General features: G+C 56.5%; 14 protein-coding genes. 10 read left to right on the forward strand and 4 right to left on the reverse strand.

From position 1 onward, the window contains the following. Window positions 1–524: 524 nt before the first annotated feature. The 3 genes from H6F46_RS14120 (at window position 525) to H6F46_RS14130 (ending at window position 3,155) form a co-directional block, all read left to right on the forward strand. Entirely contained in the window at window positions 525–845 is a 321-nt protein-coding gene (locus H6F46_RS14120; protein ID WP_099535598.1) for an STAS domain-containing protein, read from the forward strand. A 441-nt stretch (window positions 846–1,286) separates the two neighbouring features. Continuing rightward, entirely contained in the window at window positions 1,287–2,249 is a 963-nt protein-coding gene (locus H6F46_RS14125) for a sensor histidine kinase KdpD (protein WP_190355334.1), read from the forward strand. A gap of 66 nt (window positions 2,250–2,315) precedes the next feature. Beyond that, window positions 2,316–3,155: an ABC transporter ATP-binding protein gene (locus tag H6F46_RS14130; protein WP_190355333.1), complete on the forward strand. Its 840-nt coding sequence runs from the start codon at window positions 2,316–2,318 to the stop codon at window positions 3,153–3,155. A 71-nt stretch (window positions 3,156–3,226) separates the two neighbouring features. Here the strand turns inward: H6F46_RS14130 and H6F46_RS14135 are convergent, their stop codons facing one another. Beyond that, window positions 3,227–3,742, reverse strand: a complete 516-nt coding sequence (locus H6F46_RS14135; RefSeq protein WP_099535604.1) for a 2TM domain-containing protein — start codon at window positions 3,740–3,742, stop codon at window positions 3,227–3,229. A gap of 192 nt (window positions 3,743–3,934) precedes the next feature. Between H6F46_RS14135 and H6F46_RS14140 the strand changes: the two genes are divergently transcribed. The 7 genes from H6F46_RS14140 (at window position 3,935) to H6F46_RS14170 (ending at window position 15,353) form a co-directional block, all read left to right on the forward strand. Beyond that, a complete protein-coding gene (locus H6F46_RS14140; RefSeq protein ID WP_190355332.1) occupies window positions 3,935–4,813 on the forward strand; it encodes an alpha/beta fold hydrolase in 879 nt (292 codons plus the stop codon). A gap of 218 nt (window positions 4,814–5,031) precedes the next feature. Beyond that, complete coding sequence (gene aroC, locus H6F46_RS14145) at window positions 5,032–6,132, forward strand: chorismate synthase (RefSeq protein ID WP_190355331.1); 1,101 nt, start codon at window positions 5,032–5,034, stop codon at window positions 6,130–6,132. Between the two features lie 70 nt (window positions 6,133–6,202). Continuing rightward, complete coding sequence (locus H6F46_RS14150) at window positions 6,203–7,138, forward strand: S-layer homology domain-containing protein (protein WP_190355330.1); 936 nt, start codon at window positions 6,203–6,205, stop codon at window positions 7,136–7,138. Window positions 7,139–7,248: 110 nt separating this feature from the next. Further along, window positions 7,249–7,989, forward strand: a complete 741-nt coding sequence (locus H6F46_RS14155; protein ID WP_190355329.1) for a hypothetical protein — start codon at window positions 7,249–7,251, stop codon at window positions 7,987–7,989. A gap of 419 nt (window positions 7,990–8,408) precedes the next feature. After that, on the forward strand, window positions 8,409–9,602 hold the full coding sequence (locus H6F46_RS14160; RefSeq protein WP_190355328.1) for a DUF1822 family protein: 1,194 nt from the start codon (window positions 8,409–8,411) through the stop codon (window positions 9,600–9,602). A 121-nt stretch (window positions 9,603–9,723) separates the two neighbouring features. Then, window positions 9,724–12,753, forward strand: coding sequence for a filamentous hemagglutinin N-terminal domain-containing protein (locus tag H6F46_RS14165; RefSeq protein ID WP_190355327.1), 3,030 nt, complete (start codon window positions 9,724–9,726; stop codon window positions 12,751–12,753). Continuing rightward, entirely contained in the window at window positions 12,750–15,353 is a 2,604-nt protein-coding gene (locus H6F46_RS14170) for a CHAT domain-containing protein (protein ID WP_190355326.1), read from the forward strand. The genes H6F46_RS14165 and H6F46_RS14170 overlap by 4 nt, the downstream gene beginning before the upstream one ends. Here H6F46_RS14170 and H6F46_RS14175 read toward each other — a convergent pair. The 3 genes from H6F46_RS14175 to H6F46_RS14185 form a co-directional block, all read right to left on the reverse strand. After that, complete coding sequence (locus tag H6F46_RS14175; protein WP_190405016.1) at window positions 15,333–16,112, reverse strand: DUF928 domain-containing protein; 780 nt, start codon at window positions 16,110–16,112, stop codon at window positions 15,333–15,335. The genes H6F46_RS14170 and H6F46_RS14175 overlap by 21 nt on opposite strands. 118 nt (window positions 16,113–16,230) lie before the next feature. Further along, a complete protein-coding gene (locus H6F46_RS14180; protein ID WP_190355324.1) occupies window positions 16,231–17,664 on the reverse strand; it encodes an AMP-binding protein in 1,434 nt (477 codons plus the stop codon). Further along, the gene (locus H6F46_RS14185; protein WP_347278333.1) at window positions 17,646–18,623 is read right to left on the reverse strand and encodes an o-succinylbenzoate synthase; all 978 of its coding nucleotides are present in this window, start codon (window positions 18,621–18,623) and stop codon (window positions 17,646–17,648) included. The genes H6F46_RS14180 and H6F46_RS14185 overlap by 19 nt, the downstream gene beginning before the upstream one ends. Window positions 18,624–18,640: the final 17 nt, after the last annotated feature.

Genomic DNA, 18,640 nt, shown 5'->3' on the forward strand with positions numbered 1-18,640 from the left:
ACTAACCAGTATCAGGAAAAAGTACCGCAATCGGTATGTTGGGATGTTGGGCAGGCAGTTCCCGCAATCGGTATGTTGGGCAGGCAGTTCCCGCTGAAGTCCTGTAGGCGCGATCGCGGTGGGCTTGCGTGGGCTGCAACCACCTTTCGCGGCCCTCAGTTTCGTTGAATTATTTTCAGTTGCATGGAAGTTGTGCAGAGTGGCATGGTGTGCAGAGTTGCGTGGAAGCCTGAAATGGGCTAGGCATGATGGGTTAGTGATCAACCGTGATCAATCAGCCGCCCTGATCAGTCACCTCGATCAATCTGTTTGGATTAGTCTGTGCTAATTAGCCTGTGCTGATTAGTTCATGCCGACCAGTTCATACTGATCAATCTGCCCGGGTCAGTTAGTCTGTCTTAGTCAGGTTGTTCTGAGAATTCTGGCAGCGGGTGCAGGTTCTGGTTCGATCGAGCCGGTGTTTGCTCCCCTGGCCCAGATCGATCGTTTGAAGTCCCTAGCGTGTCAATTCCTAAATAGCAGCAATGGATCGCCTAAGCATCGTGCAGCCTTTCGGTATTTTGGACGGCAAACAAGCTGGCCCCTTCCGTCAAGAAGTGAGCGATCAGGTTCAATCAGGGATGCAACATATCCTGGTTGACTTTCAAGATGTGTCTTTCATGGATAGTTCGGGGCTGGGGGCCCTGGTTTTAGCCTTGAAAACGGCTCGATCGGCCGGAGCCAAGCTTTATCTTTGCTCAATCAATGACCAAGTGAAGATGCTGTTTGACCTGACAAGTATGGATCGGGTATTCGAAATCTATCCCGACCAGGAGTCGTTCATGGAGCATTTCAATTCCCTTTAAAGTTCGATTGAAGGCTCGATCGCCCCTGGGGACTGGCAGTGAGTTATGGGCGAAAATCCTATGAATCTGCAAGATCCCTGTGCAATGCTAGGCATCAACGCTGTGGCGGAGTCTCAAAAACCAAGGCGGGCGGATGGGGCGATCGCCCATGTGGTCCCTCCACAAAGCCCCAGCGAGGGCCGGTCTAGATTTGCATCTCTGGTGAACTGCCGGTGAATTTTTGGTGAACCCTGGAATTTGGAACACCAACTTGCAACCCTAGGCCGAAACACTGGATTTGAGCATTTGCATCGGCCCTAGTTCAACTAGCGGAATGAAAGCGCAGTCATGAGTTGGCCAGACTGGACGAGTTTGATCGTAGGGATCGGCATTGGGTTTTATGGGGCGCTGCGACGCTCAACCAGTCCGGCATCATCACCAAAAACAACCGCATCGCAAGTTTTGTCAGTCGCGCCCATGCAGCCGATCGCGGCGGGAACCAATTCTGGGATCCATGCGGAAATGGCTGAGGTTGCAGCCAACTCACTGGATGCCGAAAAAGATGCTGAAATTGCCGATGCCAGTGCCGATGCCGATGCCCAGGATGCTGATCCACCCAACGTCGAGCCATCCAACATCGATCAAGTCCAAAACACCAGCCCGCCAAGTGTGGACACTTCAGCCTTAGCTGCTGCCTATCATTTGGCGAAACAGTGGGGTGCGTTTCAGGCGGGATTTTTGGCCCGGACAGCCCATGAGTTGCGATCGCCCATGAGCAGCGCGATCGGGCTGCACCAAATGATTTTGAACGATCTGTGTGATGACTTGGAGGAGGAACACCAGTGCGTGGCCGATGCCAACCAAGCGGCTCAACGGATGGTGAATTTGCTCGATCGCCTGATTGAAGTGTCCAAATTTAATAGCGGAGCCATTGAGCCAGATTTTCAGGTTGTTGCCCTGTCCCTCATTTTGGATGACGTGGAAGGGTTGACCTATTTACAGGCGGCAAACCGCAACATTGGCTTGGATTTTGAGGAACCGCCCGAGGTGGATGTGTGGGTGGATTCCAAACGAATGCGCCAGGCCTTGGCATTGGTGGTGGATGGTTTGATCACACAGCTTGCCCAGATTGGCGACAAGGGGCCAATTACCCTGCGCACCTCCGTGATTGAGCAGACGGTTCAGATTCAAATCCAAACCACCTGTGCGCTGGAAACCTGGAGCGACCCGATCGACTTGATGGATCCGGGAATGTCCATTGCCCACAGTGTGGCCGATCTGCGGGCGATGGCGGCCCACAGTCAGCTATCACCGATGATGGGCCTGTGGGTGGCTCAGTTGGCGATCGAGTCGATGGATGGGCAATTAACGGCTACTTCAAGCGAAAACGGCATGGAACTGCTCTGCAAGGTTTCCTTAGCTTAGGGAGACTTGGATGAGCGACGATCGATCGGATCCAAAACAGCAAGCAATCACCCAATCATTCCAGCCATGTCTCAATCCCTGGTTTGTGGCGGATCGGCGAACCCGCTGCCCCTTGATCGCCCCTTGGTGGAACTGCGTGGGGTCAGCAAAACGCTGGGCGATCGCAAAATTCTCGATCGAGTGGATTTCGCCATTTATCCCAACGAGGCGATCGCGATTATTGGCCCCTCCGGCACAGGAAAATCAACCATCTTACGGGTGATTAGCGGCCTGTTGGAACCCGACGAAGGCGAGGTTTATTTGTTAGGAGAACCTCGCCAAGGCTTGCTGGGCGACAGCCACGAACCGGAGGGGGTAGAAATCAAGTTGGTGTTTCAGCAAGCCGCCCTGTTTGATTCCCTGACGGTGGGCGAAAATGTGGGGTTTTCCTTGCTGGAGGCGGGTCAGTTGCCCCCGCACGAAATTCAAAAATTGGTCGATCGCGCCCTGGAGCGGGTGGGGTTGCCGGCCATTGCCGATCGCTACCCGGCGGAGTTGTCGGGCGGCATGAAAAAACGGGTCAGTTTTGCCCGCGCCATCATTGAAAATCCTGCTCCCGATGGCACACCTATTCCCGAAGTGTTGCTCTATGACGAGCCAACGGCTGGCCTTGACCCGATCGCCTCCACAATTGTGGAAGACCTGATGCGGGAACTGAGCCAAAAGGTCAATTTTTGCTCAACCTATGTGGTCGTGACCCACCAGGACAGCACCATTCGCCGCACAGCCGATCGGGTGGTGTTTTTGTATGATGGGCGCATTCGTTGGCAGGGGAAAATCCAGGAAGTTGACACCACTGATAATCCCTATGTGCGCCAGTTTTTCAACAGCGCGATCGAGGGGCCAATTCAGGTGGTCACCGCCTAGTTAAAATTCAGGTTCAGTAGCTCCAATTGATCCGAGATTCAGCCAGAATTCAGCCAGAATTTGGAGTCGCTTTAATCCCAGTCATCCACGGTTTTTTGCTGAAGTTGCCATTTTTGGAACCGTTTTTCAAAGTCTTCCGTATCCGGTTGCAAAGACTTCCAAGCATCCAGGGCAATGAACATTCCCCACCCCAAACCCAAGGTGAGCGACCAGCCCAAATGGCCCGAGGAAACCAAGTCAATCAGTAATAAAAAACCGTTGACAATGCCAAATTTACCGAGGTTTAACTTGAGGCGCTGCCGTTGGGCGGCCACGAATTGTTGGCGTTGCGATCGATCCCCATTTTGAGCCAACCAACGCTGTTCGGCTGCATACAAATCAGTGCGATCGATCCCAATTTCATCGGCCAATTCCAGAAGCTGACTGCGGGAATATTGCTCAATATCTTGGCGACGGGCGATCGCGAGTTGCAAAATTTCCTGCACCGCATCCCGATCGTAATTATCGCGGGTGGGCACATCGATGAAGCGGGAGTCGGAACCGCGTGCATCAGGATTGGCTAAGGGCGATCGATCAGCGTTAGTCATAGGTGGGTCATATCTGGTCTTGGCCGTTGTTTATTGAACAGGCGGGGCCGCCTGCGATCGGGCGATGAACCCGGCGATCCAAAACTTCAGCAATCTCACTCGACGGTCTCAACCGAACTAGACGATCTAACTCGGCCATCGAACTACGAATCATAATATCGATGTTCCTATGGTAATGAGGTTGATCAACCGTTGGCTGCTTCTGAACAGGCCCCAGCAATTCCTCAAACCATCCCGCAAGCGCTCCATGTGGAAACCCGCGGCCGGGGGCTGCCGCTGTTGTGTTTGCATGGTCACCCCGGCTCTGGGCGCAGTATGCGAGTGTTTACGCGCCATTGGGCCGATCGATTCTGGACGATCGCGCCGGATTTGCGGGGATATGGCCGCAGTCGATCGGGGGGTGACTTTGCCATGGAAGCCCACATTGCGGATTTGGTGGCCCTGCTCGATCGACTCCAAATTGACCAAGCCCTTGTCTTGGGTTGGTCTTTGGGGGGAATTTTGGCCCTGGAGTTGGCCCTGCGACATCCCGATCGAGTGCAAGGGCTGATTCTGATTGCCACGGCGGCCCGTCCCCGCAGCGCCCCCATGCCCAGCCAACGATGGGACTTGACCTACACCCTGATTGCAGCTCTGTTGAATGGGGTATGGCCCGGTTGGGCTTGGAATATTCGGCAATTTGGCGAGCGATCGCTCCTGCGCTACCTGATTCAACGCCACACCCCCGAAACCTATCGCTACTTGGCTGAATCGGCGGTGTGGGATGTGTTGCAAACCTCAGGGGCGGCCACCCGATCGCTGCGTCAGGCGCTGCAGGCTGGATATGATCGCCGGGCGGATTTGGCCAAAATTCGCTGCCCCGCACTGGTGATGGCTGGAGCGGGCGATCGCCACATCACCCCGATCGCCAGCCTGGAAACCGCCACCGGCTTACCCCACAGCCAGTGGCACTGTTATGACGGCGTGGCACACCTGTTTCCTTGGGAAATTCCCGATCGGGTTTTGGCAGATATCGATCGCTGGCTTCAGGAACAGGGTTTTGGGCCACTTGATTCATCCCAGCAACGCTAGTCGTCGTGGGGGAGCAAGGGGCTTAAGCCCCTTGTCTGTGCCGATCGATGGGGCTTCTTGTCTGTGCCGATCGATGGGTCCCACCAGCTAGTTGTGGCTTTTCAGACATCCTCTCCGGCCCACAGTCTGGGAACGCGGAGGCGAGTGATAGGATACAAATTCGACTAATCAGCGCCACTCCACAGGCCGATCGCACCGCCGCACCACACAAAGTCACCATGGGCAACACGTTTGGACATCTGTTTCGGATCACCACCTTTGGCGAGTCCCACGGTGGTGGGGTGGGCGTTGTGATCGATGGTTGCCCGCCCCGGTTGCCCCTAACGGCCGAAGAAATTCAAGTGGAACTCGATCGCCGCCGGCCCGGCCAAAGCAAAATCACCACGCCCCGCAAGGAAACCGACCAGTGCGAAATCCTTTCGGGCGTGTTTGAGGGCAAAACCCTGGGCACGCCGATCGCGATTTTGGTGCGCAACAAGGACACCCGGCCCCAGGACTACGACGAGATGGCCAAGACCTATCGCCCGTCCCACGCCGATGCGACCTACGACGCGAAATATGGGTTTCGTAATTGGCAAGGGGGCGGTCGATCGTCCGCGCGGGAAACGATCGGGCGGGTGGCCGCCGGAGCGATCGCTAAGAAGATCCTGCGGGAGTTTGGCAACATCGAAATCGTCGGCTACGTGAAGCGGATTAAGGATCTCGAAGCGGCGATCGATCCGCTGACCGTGACCACAGAACAGGTGGAAAGCAACATTCTGCGATCACCCGATGGGGACTTTGCGGAACGGGCGATCGCCCTGATTGAATCAATCCGCGATGAGGGTGATTCCGTCGGCGGCGTGGTGGAATGCGTTGTGCGGAATGTGCCGATGGGCTTGGGTTCGCCCGTGTTCGATCGCCTGGAAGCCGATCTGGCCAAGGCGGTGATGTCCCTGCCCGCCACCAAAGGGTTTGAGGTGGGATCGGGTTTTGCGGGCACGTTGCTGAAGGGCAGCGAACACAACGACGAGTTTTACACGGACGAAGCGGGCAAACTGCGAACCACAACGAATCGATCGGGCGGAGTCCAAGGCGGCATCAGCAACGGCGAACCGGTCGTGATCCGAATCGCCTTTAAGCCCACGGCCACGATCCGCAAGGCCCAAAACACCGTTGACCAAACCGGGGAAGCCAAGGTGCTGGCGGGCAAGGGTCGCCACGATCCCTGTGTGCTGCCCCGGGCCGTGCCGATGGTGGAGGCGATGGTGGCGTTGGTGGTTTGCGATCATTTGCTGCGCGATCGGGCCCAATGCCACACCCTCGAAGATTTGGCATAGCGTAGAGATTGCGTTGAGATCAGCCAAATCGAGATCAGCCAAGTCGAGATCGGGTATGTCGAGATTGAGGATGTCAGGATCGGCCAAGTCGAGATTCGGCATGGCGGGCATGGTGGGGTTGCTGTGCGGCCTAGTGCCCTTGGGTTTGGGCGGCTGTGCCGACGATGGTGCAGCCAGCCGCGCCTTGGAGCAATCCCTCGCGCCCGACCCGGCCTTGCAAGCGAGTCCCAGCCCCACCGTTCAACCCAGCCCGAGTCCGAGCTTGACCGCTCCGACTCCTGACCCGATCGCCAGCTCGATCGCCCCCAGCCCCAGCCCCACGGCTCAACCCAGCCCGATCGCCAGCCTCTCTCAGGAATTGCAACCCTATTGGCAAGATTGGCGCAAACTCAACAGCCTTCAGGGTCTCCAAGATCCGAACCAAATCGTGACCCGGCGGCAATTTGCCCGCTGGCTCGTGAGCGCCAATAACCAACTGTTCCAAAACCGCCCGGCCTGGCAGGTGCGATCGGCCAGTGCCACCAGCCAGCCCCTCTTCACCGATGTGCCCACCACGGATCCAGACTTCGCCGCCATCCAAGGCTTAGCCGAAGCGGGCATTATTCCCAGTCGCTTAACCGGCAACAACAGCCCCACCTTCAGCCCCGATGGGCCCCTCACGCGAGAAGCCATGGTGCTGTGGAAAGTGCCCCTCGATTTGCGTCGTCCCTTGCCGCCGGCCACCGTGGAAACCGTGCAAAAGGCTTGGGGATTTTTGGACGCAACCAAGGTAGATGCCCAGACCCTCCGGGCGATCGCGGCCGATCGCGAGAACGGCGAACTCTCCAACATTCGCCGGGTCTTTGGGTTCACCACCCTTCTGCAACCCAAAAAACCGATCACCCAAGGGGAAGCCGCCGCCGCTCTCTGGTACTTCGGCCCCGAAGGCCAAGGCATCACCGCCAAGGATTTGCTCAGTAATGCACCGTCCCCGATCGCCCCGCCAGCTTCCCCGGCCGTAAACTAAACGCAACTTATTTCAACGCTTTGCACCAACGCTTTGCACAAATTTTGGTGACCGCTGCGATAGAAAGATGATTGCCGGCCTCAACATCGATGTCTATCAGGTCTTCGTCTGTGGTGCGATTCACCTTTCAGCCTCCACCGCCAGGATCCCCCGATCCCGATCGCGATCGCCAATTAAACCAAACCCTCCAGGCCTTGGTGCTGCGGACCCAAAGTCTACCACCCCAAAGTCTAGAGTTCAGAAAAGCGATCCAACAGGTGGTGAAACTTGTTTGTGAATCGAACCGGCTTCGGCGCTCTCTAAATACCCAGAAGGTTTATCGAGATCACCCTCGTTACGGGGAGTTTTATCGCGAGGCATTCTGTCGCTTGCTCGATTGGCTACCCACAGCCATTCAAAAGAAACAGTACGATCCCGATCGGGGTGAAGTCATGACCTGGCTGAACAACAAACTTCAGTATTTGTTTAAGGATGCTGTTCGAGATTTAACCGGCGTGCGCACACCCTTTGCAGTCGGTGTAGATCTGGAAAACCTGGATGAGCAGGGTGAGCTACCCGCCGATATGACCCCTTGGTCAGCACTCATGGCCCAAGAAGAGCTGGATCCATCGGAAGTTTGGCGACTTTACAAAGCTCAAGATCCCGATGGGTTGCTCCAAAAAGTGGTTCTCGGATCAATCCGCCTTGAACAACTGATTGATGCTAAAAACCAAGGAAAGAGTATGCGGAAATTGGCAATTGAACTATCCGTCAATGCCAATACACTCAGCTCCATCTACACTCGCCATAAAGATCAATTCTTCGAGTCGGTTCGGCGCTTTAGGCAGTCGCTCCAACCGCCCGATGAATAGCTTAATTTACGCAGAAATTTCCTTGAACTTAGTTTTTCAAGAAAAATCTCCTCGTGAATTGGTTCATTAAATCTAGAGATTCATCTCCTAATACACCCACTCTCTTCATTTTTATCATTCTTGTCACTCTTTCAGTGTCAAACCCATTCTTTAGCAAAACCCCTCTAAGAGGAGACAGTATTCTCGATTCAGGTGGCTTTAGATTTTTAGTTGCCTCTTTCAATTGCTTCTTCTAATTGGTGATTGACCAAATATTGATCAACTCAAATTGGGGACTACCATCCCTGGTCTTTGGTTTTTCAAAATTGGTATTGTCAATCAGAATTAGCCATTGAAGATCACTTGAAATCAACCTGAAACAAACTTGAATTTCAATCAAAATTGAGTTGGTTAATCCTCCAATGACGGACAAATAGATCATGACCCTTGACCCCACTTCACCCAATCCTCAAACCACAGAAGTCAACCAGTTTCACGAAACAATTACAATTCCCTTGCGCGCCAAACACCGAGCCACCGCTGAACAATTTGCCAAGGCCGCAACGCATCCAGACCAGCGTGATGTGATCTATCACAACACGTTGGCGATCCTAGCCCTCAGCGATTGGTTGCACTGGCTGCAAATTCCCCATTCCCATCAGAATTGCGAGAGCTGGGATCCTGTAATTAGAGGATTTGATGATGTGGCAGATTTGGCGATCGAGGAAGTCGGTCGAGTAGAATGTCGGCCGGTTTTTCCGGGGGCTGATTCCTTGGAGATTGCACTGGAATCCCAAGCCGATCGAGTAGGCTACTTTGCCATTGGCTTGGATTTGCAGACAGGCGATCGCCCCGAAGCCACTTTGATTGGTTTTATACCCACATCGGCCTTGTTTGATCGAGAACAAATTTGGCTATCAGAACTCCAATCTTTAGATGATTTCCTGGAGTGGTGGGATGCAAAGGTTGCAGAAACTCGCGCTGTAAATTCTGAAACTAGTCAACAGCGTGTTTCAACTAGCAATCCAGTAGTCAGCTCAGAAATTGATTCCAAGATCAATCCAGAGATTAACCCAGCAATTAATCCTAGAACAAACCCAGAGCCGGATCCAGAACTCTATCCAGAAGTCCAACCAACGGGAGCCAAACCGGCCGTTTCCATGATCCCTTGGCTCGAAAATCAATTCGAGCATGGTTGGCAGAGCCTAAGCAGTTTATTACAAGAGATCCTAGAGCCAGATTCCTTTAGAGTTGGTTACCGAAAACAGCCGAAAATCACAGGGGCGAAACTCCTGGTGATCAAGAATTTGGAAAAGCCAATTCTTCTGAGTGTGGACATTGGCCACCATGAACTCACCGAGGAAGAAGCAAGCAGTCCCGAGAACTTGCCTGAGAGTCTCCGGCTGTGGGACATCACCATTCAGCTGCGAAATCTGGATGTGGAAATGCTTTTACCCAACGAATTGCAACTCACACTTTTGGATCATTTGGGACAAGCTGTTGAGCAGGCCACCCCAGAGATCCACACAGGTCTAACAATTGATCTCATTGCAAACCCTGGGGAAACCTTCATGGCGCAAGTGGTGCTGGGGGATTTTAAAGTTATTGAAACTTTAACTGCACCGTCGTTGTAATTCGTGCCCGCTCGCTAGGGTTCGATAAAATGTGTCTGGTTTCGTCAGGGCTTCCATGGCACACATTTGGGGTTTACAAGCGCTAAACTGCCGCACCATCTCCCTGGTTGGAGTGGGGGTTATGGTAACCCATGGGTTGATGGCAGGTTTTTTGGCCACTGCTGCGGTTGCTGAGTCGATCGCCCCGGATGGTCAACTTTCAACCACGGTGCAGCAACGAGAACCCAACCAATGGACGATCGAGGGGGGCGATCGGGCCGGGAGCAACCTGTTTCACAGTTTTCAGCAGTTTTCGATTCCCACGGGCGGGCTGGCTCACTTCAACAATGCCGCCGACGTGGCTAATATTTTTGCCCGAGTGACTGGCGGCCAGCGATCGCTTCTGGATGGGACGCTGAGGGCCAATGGGGCAGCCAATCTTTTCCTACTCAATCCAGCGGGCATTTTGTTTGGGCCCAATGCTCGCCTAGATCTGGGCGGATCGTTTTTTGCCAGCACAGCCGATCGCCTGGTGTTTGCCGATGGGCTGAGTTTTGGGATTAACGATCCGGCGGGTCGGCCGTTGCTGTCGATGAGCGTGCCGGTGGGGTTGCAATACGGGTCTGCGCCGGGAGCGATTCGAGTGGAGGCGCGATCGGCTGATCCCAAGGCTCCCACGGGGTTAGAAGTTAAACCGGGTCAGGCGATCGGCCTGTTTGGCGGGGCGATCGAGCTGGATGGTGGTGTGTTGATTGCGCCGCGTGGTCGCCTGCAACTGATCGCCAGCCCTCCCAATGCAACCCTAGCGTTGAATACACCAATTGCCACCATTCAAGCCACAAATTTCGGCTCGATCGGCAATGGTCAAGCTGTTATTTCACCATCGAGCATTCTATTAACGAATAGAGCCCTTTTGGACGTTCGAGATCCTGTTCAGGGTGGCACAGTGGAACTTGATGGTCACAATATTTTGCTGAATTCCGGTTCTCAAGTTTTTGCGGGAGTTCGTGCGCCCGCATCAGTTGATAGTGTAGAACCTAGCTCAATAACTGCTGATCAAGTACCTCTTAATAACTTGCCAATCAGTGGAGATATCCGCGCTCGCGCAACAGACACAATTACCCTTGATGGAGGACTCACCTTCTTTTCAAATGCTGTTGATCCAGATGCTATGGGAAATGCGGGCAATACAACCATTCAGGCTCGATTAGTCCAGCTCTTGAATGGCGGTCGTGTTTATACTGGCACTGAAGGAGTTGGCAATGCCGGGAACTTAAGAATAATCGCTGATCAATTAACGGTCGCAGGCACTAGCGAAGATCCCTTTCTTTATAGCAGTGTTTTGAATTTAGCTGAAGTCTCTGGCACGGGCAACGGTGGCTTAATTGATATTCAAGTTGGCTCAATTCACTTAGCAGATGGTGGCTCAATTCGAGCCAATACCGACGGTCAAGGCAATGCAGGACGCATTACGATTCGTGCTAGGGGGGATGTCGTAATCGAGCGAGTTGATGCCCGTGCTGAGGACGTTGATCGTGAGTCTAGTGGTATCTACAGTCGAAGTGCAGAAGACTCTACAGGAAATGGCGGCACGATCGATCTCCAAGCTCGCTCATTAACACTCCGTGATGGGGGGCTCATGACTGCCACCACTCGCGGAACTGGCAATGCTGGAAACTTGTTAATTCATGTTAGTGACGGAATTACCGTTTCTGGCGTGAGTCAATTGGACGAAGTAATTGTATTCTCCGAGAATGAAAAATTAATTTTCCAACAATCTAGTGGACTCTACAGCTCTGCTTCAAGAACCAGTAAAGGAGAAGGAGGAAGCATCCAAATTAGCGCAGGGTCTCTATTGGTCAATCATGGTGGATTGATCATTACGAGAACAGATGGAGGCGGCAACGCTGGAAGTATTCGCATTCAAGTAGCCAGAGACGTGACAATTGATGGAGTTGGCCCCGATTTATCTTCTAGTGCAATTATTAGTTCTTCAGAAGAAAATAGCTTTGGACGTGGTGGATCAATCCAAGTTGAAGCGCAGTCATTGACTGTTTCCAATGGAGCAGTGATTAATACCCAAACGTTAACTAATCAGGATGCTGGCAGTATTAATCTTGTAGCCGATCGCTTATCATTTCTGAGTGGTGGACAAGCAATTGCCACAACCACAAAAGCAGGCCATGCCGGTGACATTATAATCAGCGCTGACCAAGTTTTAGTGGAAGGATTCGATCCCCGATTTTCTGTTCGACAAGAACTATTTAGTGAAAATGTTGTGGGGCGAAATCTTGGCTCTTTCAGCGGCATTTTTGTAGGAGCTGATGTTGAATCAACTGGAGAAGGTGGGAGCCTAAATATAAAAGCCCAAGAAATCAATTTACAGTCGGGAACAACTTTGGCAGTGGGGTCAGCAGGAACAGGAGCAGCGGGGCGCATGGGCCTCGCGGTTGACCAGCTGCAAATGACTGGAGCACATCTCTCGGCAGAAACGCGATCGGGGGCGTTCGGCGGTATCCAAATTGATAGCCAAGGGGTCGAATTGCGGGATCGATCGCTGATCAGCACCAATGCTCAGGGGTCAGCCACGGGCGGCAACATTGTGATCGACACAGACACGCTGGTGGCGCTGGAAAACAGTGATATTTCAGCGAACTCGGTGGATAGTTTTGGCGGGCGGGTGAATTTGCGGGCCCAAGGGGTGTTTGGGACGGCTTTTCGGGAAGCGCTGACCGATCGCAGTGATATTACGGCTAGCTCGGCGCGGGGGCCAGAATTTAGCGGCACGGTGCAACTGGAGGTGCTGAACCCCGACCCGGCCCGAGGGGCGATCGCCCTGCCGACGGCGGTTGGTGTGCCCCCCAAACCCACCAGCCCCTGCGGCCCCCGATCGGATCCGAGGGCGATCGAGTTTTTTGCCTTGGGGCGGGCCGGCCAAGCACCAAACCCGATCGAAGCGGCCACCCTGGAAGCCATGCCCTTTACGGCGGATTTGCGCCCGATCGCCCCAACGACCACCGCCAAAGCCGAAGCTACCCCTCCGCTGCGGGAGCCAATCTTGGAAGCCACCCATTGGCAAAGGACAGAAGCCGGACAAATTCAGTTAATGGCCGGTGCTCCGGTGCAATGGGCGGGGGGTGAATCGAGTTGCCGTTGGGGAGCTGAACCATGAATCGATCCTGGTCTCGGCGATCGCTCTTGGGTTTGTTGGGTTGGGGCGGGGCGATCGCCCTGTCGGGTCTCGGAGAACGGGCCCAAGCCCAAGCGCTGGATGATTTGCTCGAAGCGGGCCGGCAAGCCTATTACGAGGGTCGCTACCGGGAAGCGATCGCCCTTTGGCAATCGGTACTGGAGCCAGCAACGCAACGGGGCGATCGGGAAACCCTGGGGCTGGTGGCGAGCTATCTGGCTTGGGCCCACTTGCAATTCAGTGAAACCACGGCGGCCCAAGCTTGGGTCGATCGGGGGCGATCGGCCCTTGCGGGGGGTCTGTCGGCGGCCGTGGCCGCTCGGCTGTGGGGAGCGGCCGGAGCCACCGCCGCCCTCCAACAGCAGTGGAGTGTGGCGGAACAGGCTTTTCAAATGGCCGCCCAGCAATACCAAGCGGCCGGCGACCCCGTGGGAACCCTGAACAGCCAAATTGACGAGGCCGCCGTTTGGCAGGGGGCCGGCAACCAGCGCCGGGCCTTGGTGCGGCTGTGGGATTTGCAGCGCCACTGGCAACAGGAGCCACCCCGGGAACCGGAGGCGATCGCCGTTCGGGCCCGGGGGCTACATCGTTTGGCCCTGGCGTTACTGTTGGCGGAGGATTTTGAACAGGCTTGGCAGGCGGCGATCGAGGCGAAACCGGTTTTGGGCGCGGCGGCGGAATTGACTTTGGCCCAAATCGCTAGTCGGCGGGCGACCATGGGCGAATCCGCCACCGAGCAGGCCACTTGGGCTGAAACCGCGATCGAGCACTATCACGCGGTGATTCTGGGGCCCGATCCAACCCTGTGGCGATCGGCCATGGTTGGGCGATTGGAATTGGCCACAGAACGCGGGCGGCCAGAGTCGTCGGAGTGGGCGGAACAATTGCGACTGGCGGCCCAGCGCTGGACAGGGGGACGATCGACGGTGGCGTTGCAGTTGGCGGCGGCCCGGGCCTTAAGCCAATTAAACCAACCGATGCCCATGGCGCAGGTGTTGTCCCTGGTGCAACGGGCCCAACAACAGGCGACATCCTTGGGCGATCGGGCCCTGTTGGGTTGGGCTTGGCAATTGCGCGGTCAGGTGTTGGCGCAAGGGGGCGATCGGGCAGGGGTGGCCCAAGCGGCCCGATCGGCCCTTGAGCAATGGGAATCGCTCGATCGGCCCGAATGGAACTATGAGGCCCTGTGGCTGTTGGGGCGGATGGCTCACCATTTGGGCCAAGCCCGCGAGGCCTTGGCTGCTTACCGCTTGGCCGCTGAAGCTGCCCAAGCGGCCCGCTCCAGTTTGGCGGGCCTGAGTGTGCGGCTGCCGGGACTGCATACGGAAGGGGTGCAAGGCTGGCTCGATCGCGCCGAGCCGCTCTATCGCCAACAAATGGGACTGCTGTTTGCTTCGGCTGAAACCAGCGATCGGATTGAAGCCAGCCAACAGCTCCAAAATCTGCAACTGCAACGGATTGAGAATTTTCTGCAATGTCGCCTCGACAATCCCGCCCCATCGGACTTGCTCCAGTTGGCTGACTCAACTACCGATGAACGGGCGGCGGTGGTGGTGGTGGCCATCACGGAATTGCCGCCGGATTTGGCCTCGGGATCGGCCAACCGGTCGATCGATACCCTGGTGCGTTGGAAGGATCCCCAAACGGGCCAAGAACGCCAAAACCTGCACCGCCAGCCAATCAACCAATCTGACTTGGACAAGCTCCTTCAGCGCCTCGCCCTCAACTTCAGAAAAATGGGCAGGGGCCGCGCCTTACAACCGGATAGCCAACAGCTCTATCGCTGGATTTTGGAACCCCATCGCCCCATCCTGACGGCGGCGGGCATTAACCTGTTGGTTTGTGTGTTGGATCCTTCTCTGCGGAACTTGCCGATCGATGCCTTGTTTGATGGGGAGCGCTATTTGGTGGAATCCTTTGCCTTGTCGATCGCCCCTGATGTGAAGCTGGATCCAGCCTCCGATCGGGGACGGCGCGGCCCGGCCCTGTGGGCTGGCTTGTCCGAATCGCACGAGGACTTGCCGGCCCTGGCTCCCGTGCCCCAACAGCTTGCCCAGTTGGGAAAACTGCTGAAGGGGCAAACTTTGCTCAATCAGGAATTTACGCCCACGGCCTTGACCCAAGCCTTGGTCAGCCAACCGATCACCGTGTTGCACTTGGCCACCCATGGGCGATTCAGTTCCCAGCGCGATAACACTTTCTTGCTGACCTGGGAAGGCAAGCTCAACATGGAGGACTTGGATCAGTTGCTGAAGGAGCGCCGGGCCAAACGATCGGAACCACTGGATTTGCTCACCCTGTCCGCTTGCCAAACGGCCACGGGCGATCGCTACGAAACCTTGGGTTTAGCAGGGTTGGCGGTACGATCGGGTGCGCGCAGTCTGGTGTCTTCCCTGTGGAATATTCCCGCCGATGATGCGGCCAATCGGCTTTTTAGCGAGTTTTACAGGGGGTGGCTGGCTGGACTGTCAAAAGCCCGCGCCCTCCAGCAAGCCAAGTTGAAGCTGCTGAGCGATCGAGGCGACCTCGCCGCCGATCCCCACTATTGGGCCGCCTTTGTCCTAATTGGTGACTGGCGCTAGCTGGGGCGGCGCGGCCAAGGGGGCCTCGCGTAAATCGCTAAAGCCCTCCTGATCCAAGAGTTCTATCAATTGGGGCGATCGCCCTTGGCCACCGGGACTCAAGAGCCGATCGAGCTGATCCAACCAATATTCCGTTTTGGCATTGGCCGCATGGACGATCGTGCCCGCCACAAAGTCCACCGATTCCTCGGGTCGATTGGCACAGTTCACCCGCAAATACCAGGAATAGAAACGATTAGGGGCAAGGCCCGGGCCGTTGGGCGATAGGGGCAATCGCAACAGCCCCGCTTGGGAACCCATCACCAGGCGTTGCTGATCCAGGGCATAACCGTCCGCATCTTGCAATTCCCATTCCAACACCGTGCCCGCTGGATAGCCCACATAAAACCACAACCCAGCCTGAGCATGGCGGGTTTCGCCCAAAACCACCGTTTCCCCATTTTCCCAAACAACCTGTGGAACCAGTGCCACCAGCAGCTTGGCCGGATCCGCCGCCCCCTCCATGGTGCAACCGCTATAGCTCCCGGCCCCACGCCCGCGGCCATTGATCGGTCGATCACCCCGCACGGGGGGTCTGGTTTGTTTGGGTTGCCGCTGGGTTTGGTTCAGGGTGGGATTGGCCCGGCGGGCGATCGGCTGAAGCGGCTCGATCGCCCAGCCCGGCAAAGCTCCGAGCGTCACCCCTGCCAACAAACCACCCAAAACAAGACCCATATGGGTTAGGCCAAACCCAGCACAACGAGACTGAACATGAATCATGATCAGGAGAAGGGGAAGATTAAGTGCTCATTAATCATCTTCCTCGAAATTTCTCTGATTCGCCTGAATCCCGTGGTTATCCTTGGCTGTGGCGAGCAGGCGAGTCCACCGGCTTGGCTTAACCGAATGGGCGAAACTGTGCGGTTAAGGCCAGCCGATCGACCTTGCCTTGGGCGTTGCGGGGAATTTGGGTTAGGGGTAGCCAGCGTTTGGGAATTTTGTAGCGACTGAGCCGATCGCCCAAGGCCGATCGCAGTTGGTCGGGCGTGATCATGGCGTTCACCGGCACATAGGCCGCCCCGATCGCCTGTCCCCATTCCCGATCGGGCAACCCCAACACCACCACATCAACCACCCATCCCGTCTCCCAAAGGGCTGCTTCCACCTCAGCGGGATAGACATTTTCGCCCCCAGTGATAATTTTGTGGCTGGCGCGGCCCACCAAATGCAGCCGTTGGGCCCCGTCAAAATAGCCCAGATCATCCGTCAGGAATTGTCCCGTGGCGGTGGTGTCCAGAGGGGTAAACCCTGGGGCGCTCAGATAGCCGGCCGCCAAGGAATTCCCCGCGATCGCCACGCGGCCAAGGGTTGAGCTGTTCCCAAGGGAATCGTGGGCCCAGTCTGACTCGATCGCCACCGTCGCATGGGGCAACACCTGTCCTGCCCCTCGGGCCCCGGCCAGAAACTCAGCGGGCCGCAGGGTGGCCACCTGGGAGGCGGTTTCCGTGGAGCCATAGGTGGGAGCCAGCCGCACCCCCACCGCTTGGGCTTGATCCAACAGGGCCGGCCAGGCGGGCGCGCCCCCCAACAGAATCACGCGAAATTGCTGGAGCCACGGGGTTTCTGGCCCCAGCAGCCGCAGGAGCTGGGTGGGAACCAGGGACAAAAACCCGATCGACCCCAAGCGCAATCCTTGGGCGATCGGGGCCAGGGCTAGCCGGCCGCCGCCCCAAAAGCAACGCAAGACCTGCATTAACCCGCTGGCATGGCACAGGGGCAAGGTGCAAAGGGTGCTGTGGGTTTGGGGGCCGGGCCAATCTTCCACAAAATAAGCGCAAAAGCCGGCCACGGAAGCGGCCAGCGATCGGGGTTGGTGCAGTGCAAAGCGGATTTGGCCCGATGTGCCGCCCGTGGGTAGCCCAATCCAAGGTTCCGCCGTCGGGGGCAAGGGAGCACGATCGCCCGGGGGCTTATCTAGGATGGTTTCGCCCTGGTTTTCCCAGAGTCGATCGGGCTGCAACCAAGTCAGCACTTGGGTTCGTTCAGCGGCGCTCCATTGGGCATTGCCTAAAAAAACGGAGCAGCCTTGGGCAACGGCCGCGAAAAATCCCGCCAAAAAGGGCAATGGCTCCGATTCCAACAGCAAAATTCGCCGTTGGGTTCCCCCGCAGCCCGATCGCGCCAGGGCCGCCGCTCGTTCCTCCGTGGCCCGCAGCAGCGCCTCGGCCTCAATGCCCCACAGCCAGCCGGCCGCTGTTCGATCGCGCAATGTGGCCAGCCAGCGATCGGGCGCGGCCCAGGCCAAATCGGGCGTTAGGATCGCCGGTTCCATAGGCCTTCCAACCAGCGAGGGGGCAAGGGATCCAGCCAACTGCCCACCCCAAAGCCCAAGGCCCGTGTGCCCCCAGGCCGCGCCCCCACTTCCGCCAACCGCAGCGCGGCCCCTTGGCCCACAAAACTTTCAAACACCGAAGAAAACACGCAATCGAGGCCGCGGGTTTGAATGGTGGCCTGGAGGCGGCTGGGAAATCCGGCAATGCTGGGTTTCAGAACAAACAAACCGCGCCAGCCCCCTTGGACGGCGGCTTGCAGGTGTTTGAACTGGGTCACCGATTCATCAAGGGCGATCGGGGTGCGGAAATGGGGAGCGATCGCCTGCATGGGAGCCACCTGGGCCAGGGGCTGTTCCAAAAATTCCACCCGATCGCCCGCCCCGTCGCACCGTTCCAGCCAGCCGCGACAGGCGGCCTCCGTGAGCGCCCCGTTGGCATCCAGTCGCAACCGGCCCTCCGGCGGCAGGTTCCCCAACAATTGCGCAAACCAGCCCCATTCCAATTCGCTGGCAAAAACGCCAATTTTCCACTTGAAGGTGCGATGGCCGGCTGTCCAGGGAGTTTGCCAACTGCTCAACACCCGTTCACCGGCCGGTAACAGGGCCGCCAAGCGATCGGGCGGGAGGGTAAAGGGGGCCGGTTCCCGATCGTTAGCCAGGCTTTTGAAGGCCGATTCCAGGGCAAATTGACAACAGGGCAAAGTGTCTGGAATTTGCCACAGTTGAGCCGGTGAAATTTCCCCATCCAGCGATCGTAAAAAGGCGATCGCCTGCTCCAGGGTTTCAGTGCCAAACCAAGGCAAGGGTGCGATTTCTCCCCAACCGAATCGATCGGCTTCATCTCGCAGCCGCACCACAATTCCTTCGCGCTTGGCCCAACTGCCATAGCTGGTTTGTAACGGACGCACAAAGTTGCGTTCGTAATATCGAAATTGCACATTCAAGCGATTCGATCGCACCAGTTTCCTCCTGATTT

The sequence above is a fragment of the Limnothrix sp. FACHB-1083 genome, assembly GCF_014696485.1.
In the GTDB taxonomy this organism is placed as follows: Bacteria; Cyanobacteriota; Cyanobacteriia; order CACIAM-69d; family CACIAM-69d; genus CACIAM-69d.

Bases quoted from the DNA above. Each gene is read 5' to 3' on its own strand.
- H6F46_RS14170 (WP_190355326.1), top strand. From the start codon at position 12,750: ATGAATCGATCCTGGTCTCGGCGATCGCTCTTGGGTTTGTTGGGTTGG.
- H6F46_RS14165 (WP_190355327.1), top strand. From the start codon at position 9,724: ATGGTAACCCATGGGTTGATGGCAGGTTTTTTGGCCACTGCTGCGGTT.
- aroC (WP_190355331.1), top strand. From the start codon at position 5,032: ATGGGCAACACGTTTGGACATCTGTTTCGGATCACCACCTTTGGCGAG.
- H6F46_RS14150 (WP_190355330.1), top strand. From the start codon at position 6,203: ATGTCAGGATCGGCCAAGTCGAGATTCGGCATGGCGGGCATGGTGGGG.
- H6F46_RS14175 (WP_190405016.1), bottom strand. From the start codon at position 16,112: ATGATTCATGTTCAGTCTCGTTGTGCTGGGTTTGGCCTAACCCATATG.
- H6F46_RS14180 (WP_190355324.1), bottom strand. From the start codon at position 17,664: ATGGAACCGGCGATCCTAACGCCCGATTTGGCCTGGGCCGCGCCCGAT.
- H6F46_RS14130 (WP_190355333.1), top strand. From the start codon at position 2,316: ATGTCTCAATCCCTGGTTTGTGGCGGATCGGCGAACCCGCTGCCCCTT.
- H6F46_RS14135 (WP_099535604.1), bottom strand. From the start codon at position 3,742: ATGACTAACGCTGATCGATCGCCCTTAGCCAATCCTGATGCACGCGGT.
- H6F46_RS14160 (WP_190355328.1), top strand. From the start codon at position 8,409: ATGACCCTTGACCCCACTTCACCCAATCCTCAAACCACAGAAGTCAAC.
- H6F46_RS14120 (WP_099535598.1), top strand. From the start codon at position 525: ATGGATCGCCTAAGCATCGTGCAGCCTTTCGGTATTTTGGACGGCAAA.